The following is a 20,942-nucleotide window of genomic DNA, read 5'->3' on the forward strand; positions in this document are numbered from 1 at the left end:
CACGGCCGTGCCCAGCCGGATCGCCGGTACGGCCGTGCATGGTCCGGGCGCCGGCACGGCCGTACGGCACCGGGGGTGCGGGACGGAAGCGAGCCGTGCCGCGCCCGGGGCGGGCCCCCGGGGACGTTTCCCCCCGAGCGGCACACGTCCGGCGACCTGACCGCCGTACGGGTCCGGTCCAGCCGGTATCGCGGCCGGTCCGGCGGGTACCCAGGTCGGCGCGACGGGCGCGGCACACCGCGTCCGCACCGAGCAGTGAGGGAGTGGGCCATGGAAGGGAAGGAGCCGCGGACGGAGCAGGACCGGGCGACCCGCCTGAAGGAGATCGCCGCCGACGTGTTCGGCTGGGACACCCTGCTGCCCGAGCAGCTCACCGCCATGCAGTGGGTGCTGGACGGCGAGGACGCCCTCGTCGTCATGCCGACCGGGTCCGGCAAGTCCGCCGTCTACCAGGTGCCCGCCCTGATGCTGTCCGGGCCGGTCGTGGTCGTATCGCCGCTGCTGGCCCTCCAGCGGGACCAGATCGCCGGCCTGCCGGACGGCGACCACGGCCCCGGCGCGGTCGCGCTGAACTCCGATCTCGGTGCGGCCGGGACGGAAGCCGCCTGGGAGGCGGTGCGCGAGGGCGAGGCGCGCCTGCTGTACCTGTCGCCGGAGCAACTGGCCAAGGACGAGGTGGCCGAGCGGCTGGCGGAGGTGGAACCGGCCCTGTTCGTGGTCGACGAAGCGCAGTGCGTGTCGTCCTGGGGCCACGACTTCCGCCCCGACTACCTGCGCCTGGAACAGGCGGTACGCCGGGTGGGCAGGCCACCTCTGCTCGCGCTGACCGCCACCGCCGCGCCGCCGGTGCGCAAGGAGATCGCCGAGCGGCTCGGCATGCGCCGGCCGCGGCAGCTGGTGACCGGCTTCGACCGGCCGAACATCCGGCTGGAGGTCCGCCGCTTCCTCGACGACGACGACCGGCGCCGGGCCGTGGTGGAGCGGGCCGCCGCCGAACCCAAGCCGGGCATCGTCTACGCCGCGACCCGCAAGGACAGCGAGTACTACGCGGCGGAGCTGGCCTCCCTGGGCCTGGCCGCCGAGGCCTACCACGCCGGGCTGCGGGCCGCCGAACGCGCCCGTATCCACGACGCCTTCCTCTCCGGCGCCGCGGACGTCGTGGTGGCGACCTCGGCGTTCGGTATGGGGATAGACAAGGAGGACGTACGGTTCGTCGTCCACGCCTCGCTGCCCGGCTCCCTGGACGCCTACTACCAGGAGATCGGCCGCGGCGGCCGGGACGGGCGCCCGTCCCTCGCCGTACTGCACTACCGGCCGGAGGACACGGGCATGCAGACCTACTTCGCCGGCCGCACCCCGAGCCACGACGTCCTGTCCGAGGTGGCCGACGCCGTCCACGACCACGGCGAGGACCCCGCCGGCCTGGACGAGCTGCGCAAGGACACCGGCCTGTCCCGGAACCGGGTCACCGCGGCGGTGAACCTGCTGGAGGAGGCCGAAGCCGTCACCGCGGGGGAGGAGGGCGAGGTCCTCCCGGCCCCCGGCCTGTCTCCCGGCGAGGCGGCCGAGCGGGCCGCGCGGACCGCGCAGGCGCATCGCCTGACCGACCGCACGCGGGTCGAGATGGCCCGGGCGTATGCCGAGACGACCGGTTGCAGACGGGACTTCCTGCTCGGCTACTTCGGTGAGGACTACACGGCACCGTGCGGGAACTGCGACATCTGCGACGACGAGGACGCCGAGCAGGGGCAGGAGCGGCCCGCCCACCCGGCGGCGGCGTCCTACCCCGTCGGCACGGAGGTACGGCACGGGCAGTGGGGTGACGGCACCGTGCTCAGCGAGGACCAGGACCGCATCACAGTGCTGTTCGACCAGGCCGGATACCGCACGCTCGCCCTGGAGGCGGTGGCCGGGCGCGACGACCTGCTCACGGTGGTGCGCAGGCCGGGCGAGGACCGCTCCGCCGGCTGAGGCACGGCCGTTTCCGGCGCCCGCCCCAGGGAACCCGGCGGCAACCCGACGCCGAGGGGAGTGAGGAACATGACCGACCAGAACGATCACGGCGAGGACCGCTTCTACCGGGCACGCAGCCCGGAGGAGCCCGGAGCGCACTCGGGCTCGGAGAGCCAGGCACAGGAGCGGGTCGTGCCGGGCACGGCCAGTGCCGAGGAGGGTTACCAGGCGGAGCGCGGCACGACGGCGGGCAAGCCCCTGGAGGGCGTCGAGGCCGAGGACCGACCCGAGCGGGACCGGGACGCCGAGGACGGCGGAGAGCCCGCCTAGGTCCTCCTGGTCCGACGGTCAGTCCGGGCCTTCGGGAAGGTAGTAGGTCTGCCTCAGGAAGGCGGCCATGTCCTGGAGCGCCTGCGTGTATCCGGCCCGGTAGCGCGCGTCGGTGTCCGTGCGCCCGCTCTCGGCCTCCGCCCACGCGTCCAGACGACGGGCGATGAGCAGATGGTTGCGGTACAGGGTGCCGTGTCTCCCGCCGAGGGCCGCCAGTGCGCGCCCCTCGTCCCAGTCGTCGAGACCACTGGTGTCGAAGGCGAGCAGCTCTTCGAACGGTACTTCCTCCGGGTGTGGCACGATGCTCCTCCTCGCTCGCTGTCCGGCGCCACGGCGGCCCGGAGAACCGGCACGGGCGAGAGGCGAGTGACCGCACGGACGCACGTACCGATACGGTCGGTGCAACCGGCCACGCGACGGATCGCGTGAGAGGTCGGGGGACGAGTCGACGTTTTCAGGGTAAGCGGCTCGATGACGAAAGACGCTTCGGAAGTGAGGCGACTGTATGCACCTGTCCGAGGACGGTGAAGGCCGGCGGTCACGGCAGGATGCCGTCGGGTCGGTGTCCGCTGCCTTCGAAGGGGACGAGGGCATCGCCGCGGCACGCGACCTGGCCCGTTCCTTCCTGTCCGACGTGCAGGCCGTGCACGGGCTGCCCGTGTCCGGCCGCGTGATGGGCATGGTGCAGCTGGTGGTGAGCGAGCTGGTGACCAACGCCCGCAAGTACGCCCCCGGGCCCTGCCTGCTGACGCTGACGGTCGAGGACGGCGCGGTCCAGGTGAGCGTGTGGGACAGCGACCCCACGCTCCCGGCGGTCCTGGCGCCCGACCCGGACCGCATCGGCCAGCACGGACTGGAGATCGTGATGGCGGTCAGCCAGAGCTTCGCCGTCCACCGCGAGCCGATGGGCAAACGCGTCACGGCGACGGTGACACTGGCGGACGATCCGGACGGGGGCGCTGCGGGCCGCCAGATGATGTAGCGGAGCCCCGCAAGAGGAGGGTCAGTCCGCCAGGCGGACGGGCATCAGGAGGGAGAAGGCGGTCTCGTCGTCGGGTCGGCGGATCGCCAGGGGGGCGGTGGGGGCGCGCAGTTCCAGGACGAGCTGGTCCCTGGCTCCGGCGGCGAGCGCGTGCAGCAGGAACTCGCGGTTGACGGCGACATCGGCCGTCTCGTCGTCGCCCTCGTCGCACACGGTCACGGAGCCGTCGTCCGTCACCCTGAGCACGCTGAGGTCGTGGTGCTCGCCGGGCTCCTCGCGGGTCTCGCTCGCGCGGACCGGACCGGTCTCCAGGGCCTCCCGGAAGGCCGCCGTATCGATGGGGGCCCGGCGCCCGGCCGGCAGCTGGACGAGGCGGCGGTAGTCGGGGAACCCGTGGCCGAGGCTCTGCCCGGCCGCCTGCCGGTCCCCGGTCTCCAGCGTCACGCGATCACCGTCCAGCGTCACCTGGACGTGCTCGTGGCCGGTCAGCAGCGCCCGCATCGCGTCGGCGAGGGGAAGAGGGACGACCACCTGTGTGCGGGGCCCGCAGTGCCCCGTCGTCCGGGCCCGCGCGACAGCCAGCCGGTACCGGTCGGTGGCCACGACCTGGAGTCCGCCGCCCTCGACGTCGAACAGGATCCCGCCGAGCATCGGCAGTGCGGCGTCGGTACCGGCCGCGAAACGGACAGCGTCCAGTGCGGCGGCCAGCTCCGGTGCGGGGACGGACAGCCGTACGGTGGTGGTGCGAGGCGAGGTCATGGGGTTCTCCCTGTGATCGAGTAGGGCTCGGAGCGTGGAGAACTCGCCCCGGGCATCGGTCAGTCCCCGTTCGAGACGGCGCAGGTGGGCTTCGAGGAGCCCCCGCACCAGGTCCGTGTCCGTGCCGGCCCAGCCGGCCAGGACGAGCCTGATGTCCGCCAGGGGCATGCCGGCCCGGCGGAGGCAGGCGAGCAGCCGGGCCTCCGCCAACTGCCCGGGCTCGTACCAGCGGTAGCCACTGACCGGGTCCACCCAGGCGGGGACCAGCACACCGGCCCGGTCGTAGAACCGCAGCGCGCTCACGCTGAGTCCGCCGTCCCGGGCCATCTCCCCGATGCTGCGCATGTCGTTCTCCACACCCCGAACCCTCAGCCCTCGACAAGGTCGAGGGTCAACCTCCGCCCCCGCCCTCATCCTTCTCACGGGCCACGAGTCGTGCCACGCGATGGCCTGTGTCTCTCCGCGGTCGTACAGGATCTGACCGGCGGCCGGGGAGCGGTCCTGGAGGTCAGCGGTGAGCCGGGGCGTCGCGAAGGACCGTCAGCCGGCGTTCGACGGGCCGAAGAACTCGATCTCGGCGATGGCCACCTGCTTGCTCGCGGAGGCTTGGTAGGCGGACCCGAGGGTGAAGCGGACCGCGGTGACCTTGCCGACCCGGAAGGCGCGGCGCTGGCCCCCCGTGCCCTGGTCGAGGGTGAGTTCGCGGGTCACCTTCCTGCCGTCGGCCAGGGTGACGCGGGCCTCGACCCGGTGCGGCAGGGCCGACTTGGAGAGCTGGTCGGCGTGGGTCGACATCCCGGGCGTGATGATGAGGTCGAGGAGCCGGGTGGGCTCGTCGAAGCGGGCCTCGATCCACTGGCCCTGGCCGGACTGGGAGACCCCGGGACCCCACCAGGTGTTGTTGAGCTTGTCGAAGGCGAGCTCGGGCTTGTGGCCCGGATAGGAGCGGGACGCGGTGACCTTGTCCGGGGCGACCGGGGCCCGCTTGGCGAAGTGGTCACGGGTCGCCTGGACCCCCTGGGGGATGTTGACGGCCAGCACGATCAGCAGGGCCAGCACGATCGCCGCGCCGAGCCAGGACAGGACGCGGTCGAAGGCGCGGCGCAGCCGCGGGCGGTCTCCGGCCCACGGGGTCTCGCGGTTGCCGGGTCCCCACAGCCGGCGCCACCACGGCAGGCGCGCGGGGGCGTGGCCCTCCCCGGCCATGGGCATCGCGCACCGGGCGCAGTAGTGCCGGTCGGGCCGGTTCGGCGTGGCGCACCAGGGGCACGGGACGCCGCCGTCCGCGCCGAGTTCCTCACCCGGGGCCCGGACGACCTGCGGCCGCCGGGGGACCGGGCGGCCGGGCAGCACCGGGGCGGCGGAGGGGGACGCGGCGGGACGGTGTGCCGGGTCGGACACGGGTACGAGGAGCCGGCGGGCGCGGTCGGTCAGGCCCTCCGGGTCGTCGGGGGCCGGCGCCGGGCCCACGGTGGGGACGGGTGCGGTGGGGGCGGTCCCGTCCGTGGGGGTCGTCCCACCCGTGGAGGCGGAGGCGGAGGCGGGACGGGCGACGGCCGGCGTCCGCACGGTGCCGGGCGCCTCGCTCGCGGTGGCGCCGACGGCGCCTCCGCTTCGGTCGTCCCCGTCGGCGGGTGCGACCGGAGCCTGTCCCGGAGCGGCGCCGGACCCCCCGGCCGGCGTGGCCGGACCCAGCGGGTCCCGCGGCGTGCGCGCCGGGCGGGATCCGCCGTCCCGGCGGGAGAACGCGTCCCGGCCGGGTCCCGCGTCGGCCGGGACGCCGGATGTGCCGGGGCCGTCGGCGCTGGCCGGGGGCCCGGAGGCCGAGTCGCCGGAGGCGGAGCTGCCCGAGGCGGCGGCCGGGTCGGCGGGTGCCGGGGCAGGGGCGGCGACGGGGCCGCCCGGTCCGGCCGAGGGCGCGGCGGGGGGCCGTTCGCCCGAGGCGTCGGCGGCTGCGCCGGGCCGAGTCGCCACGGCGTTGGCCGAGTTGCCCGCCGGCCTCTCCCCGGAACGGTCCGCGGACCCGCCCGCGGATGCCGCCGAGGCCCCGGCCGCCGCCCGGGCCGCCGCCCGGGCCGCCGCCCGGTCCGTCCAGCCGAGCACCGCCCCGCAGGAGTCGCAGAACGACTGCCCCGGTTCCGCGCGGGTGCCGCATTCGGCGCAGCTCTGGGTGGTCGTCATCTCTCCTGGGTCCTTTCGGTGGTTCTGGCGGGCTCCGCGGCGGTCACCTGGACCGTGTACGGCATGTGGGCGGGGCGGGCGGCGGCCACCAGGGTGTCCAGGCGGTGCCGGTCGGCGGGGGACGGGTCGGGCAGCCGCAGGTGGACGTGCAGCCGGGGGCGCGGTTCGCCGGGGACCGGGCCGAGCGGACGGGCGCTCCAGTCGGCGCCCCCGCTCTCGCTGATCTCCGGTGCCACGCCGAACGCCAGCCGTACCGCCTCCGCCAGCCCGCGCCGGGTGCCGCGGATGCGGTGCAGATACGCGGCGGCGGCCACGGCGGCCCGCAGCAGCGGCTCGGGTTCGCTCCCGTCGGTCTCCGCACCGATCCAACCCCCCAGCCACTGGGCGAAGTCGAGCGGGGCGAGGGACGGCCGGAAGTAGGTGTCGAGGCAGTCCAGCACGCTGTGGACCGGTGCGATCACCTCGTCGAGGCCGGCGACGAACCGCTGGGCCAGGTCGTCGTCGGCGAACACCGCGGGCAGCATGATGCCGATCGGCGCGGAGGAGCCGAGACCGTCGATGGAACCCCTCATCAGGAGCCGTCCCCGATCACCCGGACGCGATGGTCGAACGAGAACACCAGCGAGGGCGCCGACAGGTCGATGCGCTCGGTCGCGTCGCCGCGCTTGCCGGTCAGCGGGTCCGCGGGATGCAGGACCACCTGGTCGACCAGCTCCACCCCCGGTACGCGTTGCAGCACCGCGAACACCTCGCCGGTCTGCACGGGCCGCCCGAACGGCCAGCCGGTGCCGTCCGCGCCGCCGGTCAGCGGGTCGAGGTGCCGGTAGAGCGCGTCGTGCGCCTGCCGGCGGACCCGGTCGGTGTCGGCGCCGCGGAAGGCGTGCACCGTGGCCACCACCGTCACACCCTGGTAGTACGGCGGCCCCACCGCCAGCCGCGTCCCGATCAGCCGCCGTTCGTCCAGGTGCCGGGTGATGCGGCTCAGCAGGGAGTCGCCGGGCACCAGTTGCTCGAAGCGGAGCCGGCCGCCCGGGTCCGCAACCGCCTGCGGGACGACCAGGACCCGTACGGCGTACGCCCCGTGCTCGCCCTCCTCGCCTTCCAGGCAGGTGATGCGCGCGGTCTCGGGGGCGGCGCGGCGGGCCAGTTCCTCGTAGTCGCGCAGGGTCACCGCCCGCTCCTGGGCGCGCAGGGTGATCGGCGCGCGGACTTTCGCCTCCTCCACCGTCTCCCCGTCGACCCCGCCGCGCGCGGCCTCCCGGTTGACGACTTCGGAGACGTACGGGATGGAGGTGCGCAGGATCCGCACGGCGCCCCGGGCCACGTTGCCCGCGCGGCCCCCGCCGGTACGGTAGCGGCGGGCCCGGACCGGGGCGCCCTTGGGGGCGACCGTCCCGTACTGGCGCAGGGAGCCGTCGGGTTCCCGCACGGCCGGGCCGAAGGCGATCTCGCCGGTCGTGGCGTCGAGGGTGATGTGCCGGTCGTGCGGGCCCGAGGCCGCGAAGTGCGGCACCACCTGCCAGTCCACCCATCCGTCGTGCTCGGCGGTCTGCAACAGCAGCGGAGGGTCGTCGCCGACCACGGGTGCGTGCGCCAGCCGGAGGCGCTGCCCGGGCAGCCCGGTGGACTCGCCGAGCGCCTCGTCGTACACCGTCTCCGCGTGCACGGTGGAGGTGGTGCCGCCGATGGTGAACGCCTCGGCGGCCCGGACGGTGGGGGAGGTGGTGTAGAACGGCTGGCCGGCGAGGGGTTCGGTGACCCGGCAGCGGACCCAGCCCGCCTCCCGGCCCGCGTTGCGGGACAGGACGTGCCCACCGGGGACGTGCAGGACCACCTCACCCGGGCGGTTGAGGCCGCCCGTGCCGTCCCGGTCGACCTCGCAGGGCTGCCAGCCGTCCGCGGTCCACGCCTCCCAGACCAGCGGCGGCTGCCGCGGGTCCACGCCGACGCCGTCCACCCGGCTGTCCAGGTCCAGGGCGAGCGCGCAGTGCGGTACGGCCGCGGACAGGCCGAGCAGCATGCAGTCGCCGGGGTCGGGGGACTCCGAGAAGCACAGCAGATCCTTGTCCTCCTCGGCCAGGTCGTGCGTCCGCTCCACCGGAGCCTCGCCCCGGTGCTGCACCAGCAGATGACGCAACTCGCAGGGCACCACGGCAAGTCGACGCTCGGTGGCGAAGACGACCGCCTCCTCGCTCTCGGTGCGCACGGTGGCGACCTCGGTGCCGGCCGGGACGGACACCGGCTCCTCCTGGGGCGCCGACAGCCAGAACGTCACGTCCGTGCGGGCGGCCGACGGCGGGAACAGCGTGATCCCGACGAGATCCAGGAACGCCAGGTGGTTCTTCTCCGGTACCCGGTTGAGCCGGTAGACGATCTGGTCGGCCATATGGGCGACCGTCTCGACGAGGGTGACGCCGGGGTCGGAGACGTTGTGGTCCGTCCACTCCGGGGCGCGCTGCTGGATGTAGCGCTTGGCGTCGTCGACGAACTGCTGGAAGCGGCGGTCGTCGAGGTTGGGGGAGGGCAGAGCCATCAGCGGTCGCTTTCCGGAGCCGGGGAGGTGCCGTCCGGCTCGTCGTGGGACGGAATGACATAGAACGGGAAGACCAGGCTGCGCGGGTTGTTCGTGCCGCGGATCGAGTAGCGGACGTCGATGTAGAGGACGCTCTGGTCACCGCCGGCGGTGACCTCGACGTCCTCGACCTCGATGCGCGGTTCCCAGCGGTCGAGGCTCACGTACACCTCGTGCTGGATGCGGCCCGCGGTCTGCTCGTTGACCGGCGCGAACACCAGGTCGTGGATCGCGCAGCCGAAGTCGGGCCGCATCGGCCGCTCGCCCGGCGCGGTGGACAGCACCAGCCGGATCGCCTCCTCGATCTCCCGCTCCCCGCTGACCAGGGCGATCCCGCCGGTCGGCCCGATGCGCAGCGGGAAGGACCAGCCTGACCCGACGAACTGCTCGGCCATCAGAGCCACACCCCGCCTTCCACGGAAACGGTCACGGGATCACCATCGGCACGGGGATGGTGGTGACGCCGAACACGGGGGACCCGACCAGAGTGGTCGGCGCCTTGATCGTGGTGTTGACGGCCGAGGTGATCTGCACGGTGCCCACGCCGGTGAGGTTCGCGACGCCCAGGGCGTCCAGGTTCAGGGCGCCCGCCGCGTTCACCCCGATCTCGCCCGCGGCCCGCACGTTGACCATGCCGCCGCCCTCGATGCTCAGCGGGCCGCCGCTTTTGATGGTCAGCCGGCGCCGGGCGCTCAGCGTGAGGTCGGTACCGGCCTCCACCGACACCGACCGGCTGCCCTTGATCGTGACCGAGCCCCTGCTGTCCACGACGATCTCGGTGTTCGTCCGGTCCAGGTTGATGGTCAGCTGCTTGTCACCGGACACCAGCCGGACGCCCTGCTTGCGGCCGCCCGTCTTCTGGCTGAGCAGGTCCATACGGTTGCCGTCCCGGTCGGAGACGGTGTGCCGGCTCGCCTTCTTCCGCACGGTGTCGTGCAGCGGCACGTCACTCACGACGGTCGGTCTGTCCCTCCCGTTGTAGAGCCCGCCGATGACGAACGGATGGTCCAGAGCGCCCCGGTCGAACGCCACCAGGACCTCGTCGTTGACGTCCATCGGGAACACCCCGCCGCCGCCGAGGCCGCCCATCTGCACGGTCCGCGTCCAGTCGCTGACGTAGGTGTCGTCCAGCCACGGGAACTGCAACCTGACCCGGCCCTGCTTGAGCGGGTCGTTCACGTCGGTCACCAGCGCGTTGGCCACGCCCGGCAGCCGGGGCGCGGTGTCGGCGCCCCCCGACGCCAGCCCGTACAGCGAACGCCACTGCCGTCCGCTGACCGTGACCCACGCCTCGTAGTGCTTGCCGTCGCCGAAGACGTGCCGTACGGAGGTGACCGTGTACTTGCCCTCGAACGGCGCGCCGACGTCCGCCAGCGCGACCGGAACACCCGGCCGCAGCTTGGGATTACCGCGCGCGATGACCTCCAGCTCGGCGAAGGACGAGGTCACGTCGTCGGCGAGGGCGTCGGCGGCGAACTTCACCTCGTTCTGCTTGTCGTACGGCGTGCCCGTGTCGACCAGCGTGGCCGCCTTGAACTTCCCCGCCGCCGCGCCCGGGGTGGTGCCGATGGTGATGCCCGGGTTGGAGGCGGCGGCCGAGGTGGCGGTGAGCTTCTTCTTCGTCGTCACGTCCCACCCGCGCGACTCCACCTTGCCGACCTGGTCGGCGGCGGTCACCGCGGCCCGCAGCCGCAGGATGTCGTGCCCGGCCTGGAGGACGAACGGGCTCCTGTCGCCGTCGGTGTTCGGCGAGGGCGCTACTGAAGCGGACCTGGGCCTGACGAACTGGAACTTCCCGTCCGCGTCCACCGACATCACCATCTCGTTCTCGTCGGCGAGGCGTGCGAGGAAGTCCCAGTCGGTGACGTTGGACTGGCTGATGAACTCGTACACCGTCTTCGTCGACTCGACCCGCCCGATCGGCACCCCGCCCTCGGCGGCCAGCTTGCGGGCGATGTCGGAGGCGCTCTGGTTGCGGTAGGCGGCCACCCGGCGCCGGCGCAGCAGGCGGTGCCCGAAGTCGTAGCCGCGGATGACGGTGAAGGTGCCGGTGCCGTCGTAGTCGGCCTCCAGCGCGGTCACCTCGCCCGTCAGCAGCGGATCGGACGCCCCCTGCCCGTCGGCCACCGGCGCCAGGACCACCGGGGTGCCGAAGGTGACGCCCAGCTTGCCGAGGATCAGCCGGTACGGGTCCCGGAAGGTCAGCCGGAACGCGGCCGGCACGCCGACGCCCTGGTCGACATGGCTGTCGACGAGGGCCCGGGCGTACTCGGACGGCAGCTTCCCGCCACCGATCTTCACATCGATGACATTGGAGAAGGCGGCCCGCACCATCAGACACGCACCTCCTCGGCGGCGGGGAGCACCAGCTCGACGCCCGTCGGCAGGTGCCCGGGGTCGTCGATGCCGTTGGCCTCGGCGATCGCCCGCCAGGCGGCGGCGTCGCCGTACTCCCGCCAGGCCAGCGACTGGAGCGAGTCGCCCGCCACGACCCGGTGCACGCGCCGCGCGGTGAGCGCGCCCGAGGTCGGGTTCTGCCCCTTGGTCCTGCTGGGAATCTCGTGCAGGTGCAGCCGGCAGGTGGCGCGGATGGGTACGCCGGTGGTGCCGAAGAGGGAGTAGGCGGCCTCCACGGAACTGACGTACGCCGTGAAGCGTGCCGTCGAGAACGATCCCCACTGGAAGACGACCCACGGCGGCGAAGGCTGCTTGGCGGCGATGCTCTTGGTGGTCACCTCGCAGCAGTCGAGCAGCGACTCGACCTTCTTCAGCACGGTGTTGCTGGTCGGTTCGTCGGAGGAGTCGAGGAAGATCTCCACACTCATCTCACGGGGCCTGGCCCCCATGAACTCCGGCAGAGGTCCGTTCCGTTCGATCTGCGCGGGGGTGGACTTCCACTCCGCGTGCCGGGTCAGCGTCAGCTGCGCCGGGTTGAAGTCGAAGTCGAACGTCTTGATGATCCCGCCGGGGGTCGTGCCGCCGCCGACGGGGGGTTCGTGGATCGCGAGCGTGGCGCGTACGAGGCTCTTGCCGGCACCGCTCCTGCTGCCCTTGGCCATGGTCGTCGTCCCCCTCAGTCCGTGAAGCCGTGGTGCGCGATCTCCAGCACCTCGTTCGCCACGGCCGGGTTGCCGGGGTCGAGGGTGGGCCCGGTCCAGCTCACCGGCAGGACGTCGATCAGCCCCCAGCGGGCCACCTCCGACCCGTCCGCCCGCAGCGCCGCGATCTGCGCGGTGGGCCGCTTGATGCCCGTCTGCACGGACGAGATCCACTTCGCGACCTTCGCCGTGTCCGGGGTGATCGGCCGGGTCAGCCGGATGGTGGAGAAGGTGACGCGCGTCGGCAGCACCCAGACGAAGCCGTTGTTGCCGCCCTCCTGGCGGTGCTCGACCTCCACCTGGGACGACAGTCCCTCGCATCCGTTGAAGTAGCCGAGGCTCTCGCCGTCGATGCTGAGGGTGAACCAGATGGTGGAGCCCGGGTCCTGGCGGGACATCTCGGGTGGGCCTTTCTGTCGTTCCTGGTCGGTGCCGGACATGGGTGCGCTCAGCGGCGGGGGTCGCGGAGCCTGCCGATCCGTTCACGGTCCAGGCGGAGTTCGGTGCGGATGAGACGGGTGATGCGGCCGATGATCCGGTGCACGAGTTCGTCCAGCTGGAAGTCGGTCAGTTCCCGGGGGTCGAACGCGCCCGGGGGGACGGCCTCGTAGTCCGGCGGCGGTGGACCGCCGGGACCAGGGGTGTACGGGGGCGGGGCGCCGGCCGCGGGAGTGTGAGGCGGTGGCGGTGGCGGGGCGTCGGCCCGGCGGGCGACGGCCGCCGGCTGGGCCAGGCTGGTGGCGACGGTGGCCGCGGCGGCGGCCGCGAGCGCACCCGCGGCCGGCTTGCCGGCCGGCTTCCTGGCCCTCGGGCCGAGCTGCTGGACGACAGGGAGAGCACCGGCCGACCCGGAAGGCGTGGCGGAGCCCGGCGGCGGGCTGAGCGGGACGACCGGCAGGGGCGGACGGCCACCGTGTGCGCCCGGGACCAGGGGGAGTACGGGGGAAGCGGGTGCCGCCGGGCGCCGGGCGGTGGGTGAGGCGGGCCGAGTGTGGGTGGCTGTGGGTGAGGCGGGGGTGGGGCGGGTGTGGCTCGCCGTGTGGTGGGTGGTGGTGGGCCCGGGGACGGGCTCGGCGGGGGGTGCTGGGTGGTGGGTGGGCCGAGCGTGGGCTGCCGCGCGCTGGACGGTGGGCGGGCCGGAGGTGGGCCGGGTGTCGGTCGCCGCGCGCTGGACGCCGGCTGGGCCGGTGATCGACGGTGGCTGAGGTGCGGCAGTTGAGTGCGCCGTACGGAAACCGGCCGGGGGCGCCGAGGAAAGGGGCGTGGCGTACTGCGGAGCCGGAGCCGGAGCCGGAGCCGGAGCCGGAGCCGGAGCCGGAGCCGGAGCCGGCGCCGACGCCGGATCCGGAGCGGAACGGTCGGCGAGAGGCACGGCGTCGGCGGGCGCGGTGGCCATGGGCGCGCCGAGCGGGGAGCGGCGCGGGCTGGGGGCCGTACCCCTGCCGGACGGGGCGCGCTGCACGCCGGCCTGGGGCGTTCCGCCGGTGCTGGCGGACGGCTTGGGGACCGGGATCGCCGACGAACCCGGGTACACCGAGGGGCCGGTCGGAGTGCCGGGCAGGGTGGGCGCGCTGGGAGGGGGCGGTTGGGCGGGTGTGCTGGGCTGGGCCGCCGGTGTGTTCGCTGGGGGCTGTGGGCTTGGGTGGGGTGTTGGGTTGGCGGGGCGGGGGGTGCTGCTCGGCCGGGCCGGTGGGTTCGACGGGGTCGCCGTGTTGCGCTGGACCGGGACGCTCGGGCGGGTGGGCGCGCTGGGTTCGACTCGTGTGCCGGTGTGGACGGCTGGGGCCGGCGGGACCGGGGTGCTCGGGTGGGGCGGTGGGGTGGGTGTGCTGGGCTGGGCCGCCGGTGTGCTCGTTGGGGGCTGTGGGCTTGGGTGGGGTGCTGGGTTGGCGGGGCGGGGAGTGCTGCTCGGCGGGGTCGGTGGGTTCGACGGGGTCGCCGTGTTGCGCTGGACCGGGACGCTCGGGCGGGCCGCGGGGGTCGGTTCGACGGGCGTGCTCGGCTGCATGCGAGGGCTCGGGCCGACGGGCGGGGCCGCAGGGGCGGAGGACTGCGAGGAGATCGGTGCGCCGAGGCCCGGACGGCGGGGCCGGCGGGAGACGCTGCGCTGGACCGGCGCTGCCGCGCTGGCCGAGCCGGCGGCAGGCGGGGGCGCCGGGTGGACGGGGACGGCCGCTTCCGAGGCGGTCGGGCGGCTGGTGCCGGGTTCGGGCGTCGCCGGTGGCAGCCCGAGGTCGGCGGTACGTGCAGCGGTCGGGCCGGCCGTGGTCGTGCTGTCCGGCGCCGTGATCGGCTGCGCCGGGGCGGCGACGCCAGCGGCATCGGGGCGTGCCGTGTCCGTCCCACGTGTGGCGGGCGGGGTTGCGGAGTCGGCCGCGGGACCGACGGTCGGGCGTGCGGGACCTACGTCCGACACGGTGGCCGGGCGCGTTGGGCCGGCGTCCGACACCGTTGCCGGGCGTGCCGGGCCGGCTTCTGACACGGTGACCGGGCGCGCGGGGACGTCGGCGCGCGCGGCCGTCGGGCGCGTGGAGTCGGCGGCACGTCGCACCGGCTGGTCGGCCCGTTGGGCGGAGGGCTCGACCGGGCGCGGGCGACCACCGAGGGAAGCGGCATCGGTCGTCGTCCGCTGTGCGTGTGTAGGCACCTCGCCGGGGCGCGCGGTCGTCCGCTGTACGGGGAGCGTGCTCGCGGTCGGCTCCCGGGAGTCGGCACCGTGCGTGTCCACGGCCGGTGCCGGGCCGGTCGGCGCGGGCGTCGCCGCCGTGCGCTGCACTACGGCCACCGGCGGCGGCTGCGGAGCGGCCGGGGCGGCAGGGAGTACGGGACGGGCGCCGGCCGAAGGCGGTGGGGCCGCCGACCCCGGCGACGACGCCGACGGGGCAGGGGCGGCAGCCGTGGGACGCCCGGGGCCGCTCGACACGCGGGCGGGGCCGGACGACGCGGGGCGTGGGCGGCCGGAGCCGGTGGCGGCCTGTCGTTGGACGGCGGGCGGCGCCCCGCCGGGACCGGGGGCCGCTAGGGCACCCGGCGTGCCGCCTCGGCTGGGGGCGGCGCCCGGCACGGTGTCGGCGGTCGCGCCCTCTTGAGCGGGACCGGCCCCGGGCCGGGGGTGATCGGCGGACGGAGCGGCGCTTCCGGTCAGTGAGCGTTGAACGGGGAGGCCACCAGCGGTCGTACCACTCGCCGCCCCGACGCCGGACACGGCTTCCGCCCGGCCGGCTCCACTGTCCTGGCCGCCGCCCGGCGCCGAGGCGGGCGCCCCGCCGGACTCCTCCGCCGTCCTCCCCGCGGACGTCGCGACACCCGCGGACGTCGCGACACCCGCGGACGTCGCGACACCCGAGGGCGCGGGGAGCCGCCGCGCCACAGGCAGCGCCCGCCGCTGAACCGCCGCCGCCTCGGTCCGCACGCGCGTGAGGGACCTCGGCCGGGACGAGGAGCCGGCCGGTACGGGCGTCACCCGCAGACCGGGGGAGGGGAGCGGCGTCTGCACCGTCGGAACGGCCGGCGGCTGCGGCGACACCACCGGGACGTCCGACCCGGCAGGCACCGTGGCAGTCGTCGTGACAGCCCGCGTCGGCCCGGTGGTCACCGAATCGCCCCTGCCCACCCGCTGGACCGAGGGCGTGCCCGTACGAGCGGCTGCGCCGGAGCGAGCCGTCACGCCACCGGAGGAAGCAGCTCCCGCGCCGGGGGATGCAGCTCCTCCGGCAGGGGACGCAGCTCCCCCGGCAGGGGAAGCGGATCTCACGCCGGGGGAAGCGGATCCCCCGCCAGTACCCACAGACCTCGCGGAGTTCGCCGAGTTCACTGGACTCACAGTCCGCACGGCCCGCACCGCACCCGGCCCGCTCCGCTCACCCGGCACGCGCGGCGGAATCAGCCGCAGCGGTACCGCGGCAGCCCGCTGCACCGCGGGCTCCCCGGGAGGAGCCGCCAACGGCAGGGCACCCGCGGGGCGTTCGAGCCCCGGCACCGGTCGTGCCGAGGCCGGACCGGAGGACGTGCCACCGAGCAGCGCGCTCGACCGCCCGTCCAGCACCGCGTGGGACGCCGTGCCCATGAACGTCGGGTTCTGCCACGTCGGCAGCCGGCCGCTGAACCGGGCGTCGGCGACCCCGGCCGGGCCCGGGGCCATGGCCCGCTGGATCGGCGGCAGCCCCGGCCAGGAGGCGGCCACCACGGGCCGCCCGCCCGTCCGGGCGGCGTCGCCGCTCGCGGGTTCCTGGGTCACCGGGTCGTCGGGGGACGCACCGGTGTCGGCGGACACCGCGTCGACGGTGGAGTCCCCCTTGCGGAACCGGTCCAGGAAACCCATCGCTCAGCCCTCCGCGCCGGCCCGCGTCACCAGGGACGCGATCTGGTCCGTGTAACGGCGGCGGTCGTGGTGCTCCAGGTCCAGGATCTCCTCCAGGCTCCAGTGGAAGTGGTAGGCGACGTACGCGATCTCCTCGTGCAGCCGGTCGGTCGCGTACGTCACGATTCCCCCAGGCGGCTCCCGCCGAGTTCCACTTCGAACAGCTCCGCGCAGTGCGGGCACCGCACGGCGGCGCGGGTGTGGCCCTCCGCGTTGATCTGGCGGTAGAAGTCCTGGAGGAAGGCCAGGTCGGAGGCGAACATGTTCTCCACGATCCCGTCGTGGACCATCGGCAGCGTGCCGAGCCGGCTGATGACCCGGCCCAGCAGCACCACCGACAGGTAAGCCGGGTTCTCCTGCACCCGCACGTCACGCAGCGGGACGAGTTCGTCCCGTGCGGTCGACAGACGCATCACGCCGTCGCGGTGGACGGTGCCCGACTCGTCGACGTATCCGCGCGGCAGCTGGAAGGGGAACTCGGTGCGCAGTGACTCCTCTTGCTGCGCGGGGGCGGGTACCGGGACCGGCATCGGCTCCGGCCCCGGCATTTCCCCGCTCGCCTCCGTCTCCGGCGCCTCGGCGCCGGAGTAGGTGACGGCGCCGCCGGTCCTGGCAGCCGTACGTCGCATTACTCGATGACCAGTTCTTCGAACGCGATGGTCACCGTCTCGGTGAGGGCGGCTGCCTCGCCCGCCTTCACCGTGCTCGCGTCGATCTTGTTGCACCAGGCGTTGCGCAGGTGGTAGCGCTTCACCGGGTTGTTCTGGAAGTCCATCATGATGATCGAGGCGTTCTTGCGGGCCGTGGTCATCTGCCCGGAGATGGACTCGTTGATCCACTGGGTGAACGAGGCCGACTGGGTCATACCGCGGACGACCGTGCAGGTGCCGTTCTTCTTCACGCCCGGCAGGTTCTTGACCACGTTCTGGCCGTTGGGGGTGTTCTGCTGGTAGGTGATGACGTCCTGTTCGATGCTGAGGCCGCTGACCTCGGCCAGGTACTCGACCATCACGCCGTCGATCTGCAAGCCGAAATTGTGTGAGGTGAGGGCGTCACCCGGCTGGAGACTCATATGTTCGCTGTCCTTCTAGGTCCTTCTAGGGTGGTGAAGACGAGCTGGGGAGCGGGCGGCGGTGCGGCCTACTCCTCCAGCTCACCGCTTCCGCTGGAGAACTGGGCCAGCCGGAAGATCACGAACTCCGCGGGCTTGACCGGCGCGATGCCGATCTCGCAGACGACCCGGCCGACGTCGACCGACTCCGGCGGGTTGGTCTCCTCGTCGCACTTGACGTAGTAGGCCTCCTCGGGCCGCTGGCCGAAGAGGGCGCCGCTGCGCCACTCGTTGACCAGGAACGCCGAGATGTTGCGCCGGATGCGCGCCCACAGGGCGTGGTCGTTCGGTTCGAACACCACCCACTGGGTGCCGATGAGGATCGACTCCTCCAGGTAGTTGAAGTACCGGCGGATGTTGAGGTAGCGCCAGGCCGGGTCGGAGGAGAGGGTGCGCGCGCCCCACACCCGGATGCCGCGGCCCGGGAACGCCCGGATGCAGTTGACGCCGATCGGGTTGAGCAGATCCTGCTCACCGCGGGTGATCTGGATCTCCAGGTCGACCGCGCCGCGCACCACCTCGTTGGCGGGCGCCTTGTGGACCCCGCGCTCGGAGTCGTTGCGGGCCCACACACCGGCGACGTGGCCGCTCGGCGGGATCAGCCGCGACTGACCGCTGGCCGGGTCGAAGGTCTTGATCCACGGGTAGTACAGGGCCGCGTACTTGGAGTCGTAACCGGCCGTCTCCTGCCGCCAGACCCGGATCTGGCGGGCGTTCATGCCGGGCGGCGGGTCGATGACCGCGACCCGGTCGCCCATCAGCTCGCAGTGCGCGATCAGCCCGAGCTGGACCGCCTTGACTGCCTCCAGGTCGATCGCGCCGCGCTGGTAGGCGGCCATCAGGTCGGGCACCGCGACCATGGAGACCTCGTCGATCGCCTCCAGGCCGCCGAAGCCGGTGCGGTCGGCCGAGTCCCCGAGGTACGTCGCCGGACCCGGGTGCGACTCGTCCGACACGCCCGACGACGCATCGGACGACGGCACGGCGGGGGCGGGGGCCGGAGCCGGGAGGGCCACCGTCTGGTTGTCCGGGCGGGTCAGCTGCGCGGCCGGCACGGCCTCTGTCACGGTGATGAGCTGGGAACGCTCCTTCACCTGCGTGACGACGTAGTTGCGGCCGCCCTTCCTGGCCGTCACGTCGAAGCTCTCGACGGGCTTGTCGCCGTCCTTGACGATCAGCTTGAACCGCTCGGCCGGGCCCTCGCCCTCCGGGTCGGCGACCTCGACGCTCAGCGAGCCGCTGCTGCCGGGGGCGACGGCCGTCACCGTGAACGTCCCGAGCTGCCGCGGTTCGGCCGGCGGCAGCGCGGCCGGAGCGGCGGCGGTCACGGCGGCCGGAGCGGTGCCGGCCGAGCCGTCGGCGGACGCGCTCTCGGCGGAACCGCCGACGCGGACCACGTAGGCCGCCGTTCCGCCGTTGTTGAAGAAGCCGTAGACGGAGTGAGCGAGGTGGTACCCCTCGGTGAACGCACCGAAGGCGGCGACGTACTGGCTCCAGTTGGTCACCAGGGTCGGCTCGTGCAGTGGACCGGTCGGCGCGAGTCCTACGAAGGCCGCGACCGAGGTGCCCACTCCCTCGATGGGGCGCGAACCGCTGGCCACCTCCTCGACGTAGACGCCGGGCGACAGGTAGGACGGCATGCGCTGCACTCCTCGGGGTACGCGGCAGGAACACCACCCAGCCTCACGCGCGCGCGGCACCCGGGAAACAGCCTTCGGTTCCCTTCCGGGGGCATCGCCGTTGCCCCCGGACGTGCCCGTTGGGGCATCTCCCGGTGACGGACCGCCGTTCGGCGGGCGGGCCCGGGCAGGAATGCCCCCAGAATTGCCCTCGCGGCCCTTGCCCGGCCGGACGCTGCCCCGTACCCGTAGGTGGAGCCGGTAACTCGCAGCCAGTGAGATGCAGGCCGAGGAGACGTCGTCGCCGCAGGGTCGAAAGGTAGTTCATGCACGTACCGGAGGACCGCAAGCAGACCACCGCGACCGCGCGATCCCGCCGCCCGGCCGGCCCGGTCACCCCGCGTGCTCCCGTGAGCGGCACCGCCGCCGCGTTGCTCGCCCTTCAGCGCACCGCGGGCAACGCGGCGGTGGCACGCGCGGTCGAGCAGGAGCGGCACGAGCACGGCGCGGGCTGCGGGCACGTGCCGTCGGTGCAGCGCCGGGCCCTGGCGCACGAGGTGCTCCGGTCCCCGGGGCAGAGCATGGACCCGACGATCCAGCGGGAGATGGAAGCCCGGTTCGGGGGCACCGACTTCAGCCACGTCCGCGTGCACTCGGACGCTCTGGCGCGCGAGTCGGCGGCGGAGCTGGGGGCGAAGGCGTACACGTCGGGAAGCAACGTCGTGGTCGGCGACACCATGACCAAGGAGGACTGGGCGCACGAACTGACCCACGTCGAGGACCAGATGGCCGGACCCGTGCCCGGCACGGACACGGGCCTCGGGGTGCGCATGTCGGAGGAGGGCGACGCGGGCGAACAGCACGCGGTGGACAAGGCCCGGCGGGTGATGAGCGGTCCGGTGCCCGTTCAGCCGCTCCGCGCCTCCGGGACGGAGGCCGCGACCGCCGGGCCCGTGACCGGCGGTGGGCCCGGCGTGCCGAGGATCCAGCGCACCGTCTGGCAGTTCGTACCGGGCTCCAGTTTCCAGGGCCCCCGCGGCGACGCACAGGTCCGCTGGCAGGACGAGACCAATCCCACCGACGTCCGCACCTCCGCACAACTGGGCATCGGCACCGATGTCACACCGCGTGCGGGCGACAAGTACGACGACGTGACCCGGCAGCACCACAGCAGCGCGAACGTGAGGTTCTCCACGAAAGGAACCATCCCCGACCGCGAGTACCCGGGGCAGGAGTCCCGGACCCGCCGCGCGGTCGTCGAGGCCAAGGAGAAGATCGCGTCGGTGCTGGCCATGCTGCAAGCGGCGGGCGGCAGCCCCGGTGGCCCGCTCCTGGCCGGGCTCCGGTCGGGTTTCCCCGCGTTCCGCGGTGCGACACCCCAGCAGATCGCGGTCTTCCTGCCCCGGATCACCGAGGTCGTGCGCCGCATCCAGGCCGGCCTCGACGCGGCGGGCGCGGAGATCGCCCTGGTCGGGGAGGGGACCGGCACCCCCAAGGACGTCGCCGGCTGGGTCGCCCCCAGCGCGCGCGACCTCGCCAACCGCGTGCTCAGCCCCAACCAGCAGAAGAGCGAGGAGCTCCCCACCATGGACATGGGGCGCTCGGGCCCGATCCACCTGACGGACAAGGGGCAGAACGCCTGGTACATCATCCACGAGGCCACACACCGGTTCGCCGGCACCCTGGACTACCAGTACAGCCCGTACGACCAGGAGTTGGAGGAGGAGGGGTACGAGACGCAACTCGCCGCGATCATGCCGGAAGCTGCGGCGGCGCGGGACGCGGCGATGCTCGGCAAGCGTGCCGTCCGCGATCCGGGCGCCTACACCGGCAAGGACGAGCCCTCCCCGGCGAAGCAGCCGAACTGGTACGCCATGGGGCAACGCGCACTGATGAACGCCGACTCCTACGCACAGTTCATCCTGACGGCCACCGGAACGCGGGCGCCGCGCACCTGAGGTCCCGTCCGGATGCCCG

Annotated in this window: 18 protein-coding genes; 4 read left to right on the top strand and 14 right to left on the bottom strand. The window is 73.9% G+C overall.

From position 1 onward, the window contains the following. Positions 1-270 precede the first annotated feature (270 nt). Positions 271-1,971 carry a RecQ family ATP-dependent DNA helicase gene (locus ABZ117_RS18615; RefSeq protein ID WP_356822028.1) on the top strand — a complete coding sequence of 567 codons (1,701 nt, stop codon included), beginning with the start codon at positions 271-273 and terminating at the stop codon, positions 1,969-1,971. A 69-nt stretch (positions 1,972-2,040) separates the two neighbouring features. Then, on the top strand, positions 2,041-2,283 hold the full coding sequence (locus ABZ117_RS18620) for a hypothetical protein (RefSeq protein ID WP_356822030.1): 243 nt from the start codon (positions 2,041-2,043) through the stop codon (positions 2,281-2,283). 18 nt (positions 2,284-2,301) lie between these two features. Here ABZ117_RS18620 and ABZ117_RS18625 read toward each other — a convergent pair whose 3' ends face one another. Continuing rightward, entirely contained in the window at positions 2,302-2,583 is a 282-nt protein-coding gene (locus tag ABZ117_RS18625; protein ID WP_356822032.1) for a hypothetical protein, read from the bottom strand. Between the two features lie 205 nt (positions 2,584-2,788). On the opposite strand from ABZ117_RS18625, the gene ABZ117_RS18630 reads away from it, so the two are divergent. Continuing rightward, positions 2,789-3,265, top strand: coding sequence for an ATP-binding protein (locus tag ABZ117_RS18630; RefSeq protein ID WP_356822034.1), 477 nt, complete (start codon positions 2,789-2,791; stop codon positions 3,263-3,265). A 21-nt stretch (positions 3,266-3,286) separates the two neighbouring features. On the opposite strand, the gene ABZ117_RS18635 is transcribed toward ABZ117_RS18630, so the two are convergent. The 13 genes from ABZ117_RS18635 to ABZ117_RS18695 all read right to left on the bottom strand — a co-directional run bounded on the left by ABZ117_RS18635 (position 3,287) and on the right by ABZ117_RS18695 (position 18,986). Next, complete coding sequence (locus ABZ117_RS18635; RefSeq protein ID WP_356822036.1) at positions 3,287-4,369, bottom strand: MerR family transcriptional regulator; 1,083 nt, start codon at positions 4,367-4,369, stop codon at positions 3,287-3,289. 195 nt (positions 4,370-4,564) lie between these two features. Further along, on the bottom strand, positions 4,565-6,205 hold the full coding sequence (locus ABZ117_RS18640) for a zinc ribbon domain-containing protein (protein ID WP_356822038.1): 1,641 nt from the start codon (positions 6,203-6,205) through the stop codon (positions 4,565-4,567). Then, complete coding sequence (locus ABZ117_RS18645; protein WP_356822040.1) at positions 6,202-6,777, bottom strand: phage tail protein; 576 nt, start codon at positions 6,775-6,777, stop codon at positions 6,202-6,204. The genes ABZ117_RS18640 and ABZ117_RS18645 overlap by 4 nt, the downstream gene beginning before the upstream one ends. Then, positions 6,777-8,738 (bottom strand): putative baseplate assembly protein, encoded by a 1,962-nt coding sequence (locus ABZ117_RS18650; protein WP_356822041.1) that lies wholly within the window; start codon positions 8,736-8,738, stop codon positions 6,777-6,779. The genes ABZ117_RS18645 and ABZ117_RS18650 overlap by 1 nt, the downstream gene beginning before the upstream one ends. Further along, positions 8,738-9,172, bottom strand: coding sequence for a GPW/gp25 family protein (locus ABZ117_RS18655; RefSeq protein ID WP_356822043.1), 435 nt, complete (start codon positions 9,170-9,172; stop codon positions 8,738-8,740). Before ABZ117_RS18655 ends, ABZ117_RS18650 begins: the two co-directional genes overlap by 1 nt. Positions 9,173-9,203: 31 nt before the next feature. After that, positions 9,204-11,111, bottom strand: a complete 1,908-nt coding sequence (locus ABZ117_RS18660) for a VgrG-related protein (protein ID WP_356822045.1) — start codon at positions 11,109-11,111, stop codon at positions 9,204-9,206. Further along, entirely contained in the window at positions 11,111-11,836 is a 726-nt protein-coding gene (locus ABZ117_RS18665; protein ID WP_356822046.1) for a tail protein X, read from the bottom strand. Before ABZ117_RS18665 ends, ABZ117_RS18660 begins: the two co-directional genes overlap by 1 nt. A gap of 14 nt (positions 11,837-11,850) precedes the next feature. Then, positions 11,851-12,273, bottom strand: a complete 423-nt coding sequence (locus ABZ117_RS18670; RefSeq protein WP_356822048.1) for a phage tail protein — start codon at positions 12,271-12,273, stop codon at positions 11,851-11,853. Positions 12,274-12,323: 50 nt separating this feature from the next. Beyond that, entirely contained in the window at positions 12,324-13,409 is a 1,086-nt protein-coding gene (locus ABZ117_RS18675; protein ID WP_356822050.1) for a hypothetical protein, read from the bottom strand. A 2,790-nt stretch (positions 13,410-16,199) separates the two neighbouring features. Next, positions 16,200-16,358 (bottom strand): DUF6760 family protein, encoded by a 159-nt coding sequence (locus ABZ117_RS18680; RefSeq protein WP_165955685.1) that lies wholly within the window; start codon positions 16,356-16,358, stop codon positions 16,200-16,202. Then, on the bottom strand, positions 16,355-16,864 hold the full coding sequence (locus ABZ117_RS18685) for a hypothetical protein (protein ID WP_356822052.1): 510 nt from the start codon (positions 16,862-16,864) through the stop codon (positions 16,355-16,357). The genes ABZ117_RS18680 and ABZ117_RS18685 overlap by 4 nt, the downstream gene beginning before the upstream one ends. Continuing rightward, the gene (locus ABZ117_RS18690) at positions 16,864-17,307 is read right to left on the bottom strand and encodes a phage tail protein (protein WP_133047373.1); all 444 of its coding nucleotides are present in this window, start codon (positions 17,305-17,307) and stop codon (positions 16,864-16,866) included. The genes ABZ117_RS18685 and ABZ117_RS18690 overlap by 1 nt, the downstream gene beginning before the upstream one ends. Positions 17,308-17,375: 68 nt before the next feature. Further along, the gene (locus ABZ117_RS18695; RefSeq protein WP_356822054.1) at positions 17,376-18,986 is read right to left on the bottom strand and encodes a phage tail sheath subtilisin-like domain-containing protein; all 1,611 of its coding nucleotides are present in this window, start codon (positions 18,984-18,986) and stop codon (positions 17,376-17,378) included. Positions 18,987-19,291: 305 nt separating this feature from the next. On the opposite strand from ABZ117_RS18695, the gene ABZ117_RS18700 reads away from it, so the two are divergent. Continuing rightward, a complete protein-coding gene (locus tag ABZ117_RS18700; RefSeq protein WP_356822056.1) occupies positions 19,292-20,923 on the top strand; it encodes a DUF4157 domain-containing protein in 1,632 nt (543 codons plus the stop codon). Positions 20,924-20,942 lie beyond the last annotated feature (19 nt).

The organism is Streptomyces sp. NPDC006309, from assembly GCF_040613095.1.
Classification (GTDB): Bacteria; Actinomycetota; Actinomycetes; order Streptomycetales; family Streptomycetaceae; genus Streptomyces.

Coding starts and splice junctions, on each gene's coding strand:
- ABZ117_RS18615 (WP_356822028.1), top strand. CDS start 271: ATGGAAGGGAAGGAGCCGCGGACGGAGCAGGACCGGGCGACCCGCCTG.
- ABZ117_RS18620 (WP_356822030.1), top strand. CDS start 2,041: ATGACCGACCAGAACGATCACGGCGAGGACCGCTTCTACCGGGCACGC.
- ABZ117_RS18630 (WP_356822034.1), top strand. CDS start 2,789: ATGCACCTGTCCGAGGACGGTGAAGGCCGGCGGTCACGGCAGGATGCC.
- ABZ117_RS18635 (WP_356822036.1), bottom strand. CDS start 4,369: ATGCGCAGCATCGGGGAGATGGCCCGGGACGGCGGACTCAGCGTGAGC.
- ABZ117_RS18640 (WP_356822038.1), bottom strand. CDS start 6,205: ATGACGACCACCCAGAGCTGCGCCGAATGCGGCACCCGCGCGGAACCG.
- ABZ117_RS18645 (WP_356822040.1), bottom strand. CDS start 6,777: ATGAGGGGTTCCATCGACGGTCTCGGCTCCTCCGCGCCGATCGGCATC.
- ABZ117_RS18650 (WP_356822041.1), bottom strand. CDS start 8,738: ATGGCTCTGCCCTCCCCCAACCTCGACGACCGCCGCTTCCAGCAGTTC.
- ABZ117_RS18655 (WP_356822043.1), bottom strand. CDS start 9,172: ATGGCCGAGCAGTTCGTCGGGTCAGGCTGGTCCTTCCCGCTGCGCATC.
- ABZ117_RS18660 (WP_356822045.1), bottom strand. CDS start 11,111: ATGGTGCGGGCCGCCTTCTCCAATGTCATCGATGTGAAGATCGGTGGC.
- ABZ117_RS18665 (WP_356822046.1), bottom strand. CDS start 11,836: ATGGCCAAGGGCAGCAGGAGCGGTGCCGGCAAGAGCCTCGTACGCGCC.
- ABZ117_RS18670 (WP_356822048.1), bottom strand. CDS start 12,273: ATGTCCCGCCAGGACCCGGGCTCCACCATCTGGTTCACCCTCAGCATC.
- ABZ117_RS18685 (WP_356822052.1), bottom strand. CDS start 16,864: ATGCGACGTACGGCTGCCAGGACCGGCGGCGCCGTCACCTACTCCGGC.
- ABZ117_RS18690 (WP_133047373.1), bottom strand. CDS start 17,307: ATGAGTCTCCAGCCGGGTGACGCCCTCACCTCACACAATTTCGGCTTG.
- ABZ117_RS18695 (WP_356822054.1), bottom strand. CDS start 18,986: ATGCCGTCCTACCTGTCGCCCGGCGTCTACGTCGAGGAGGTGGCCAGC.
- ABZ117_RS18700 (WP_356822056.1), top strand. CDS start 19,292: ATGCACGTACCGGAGGACCGCAAGCAGACCACCGCGACCGCGCGATCC.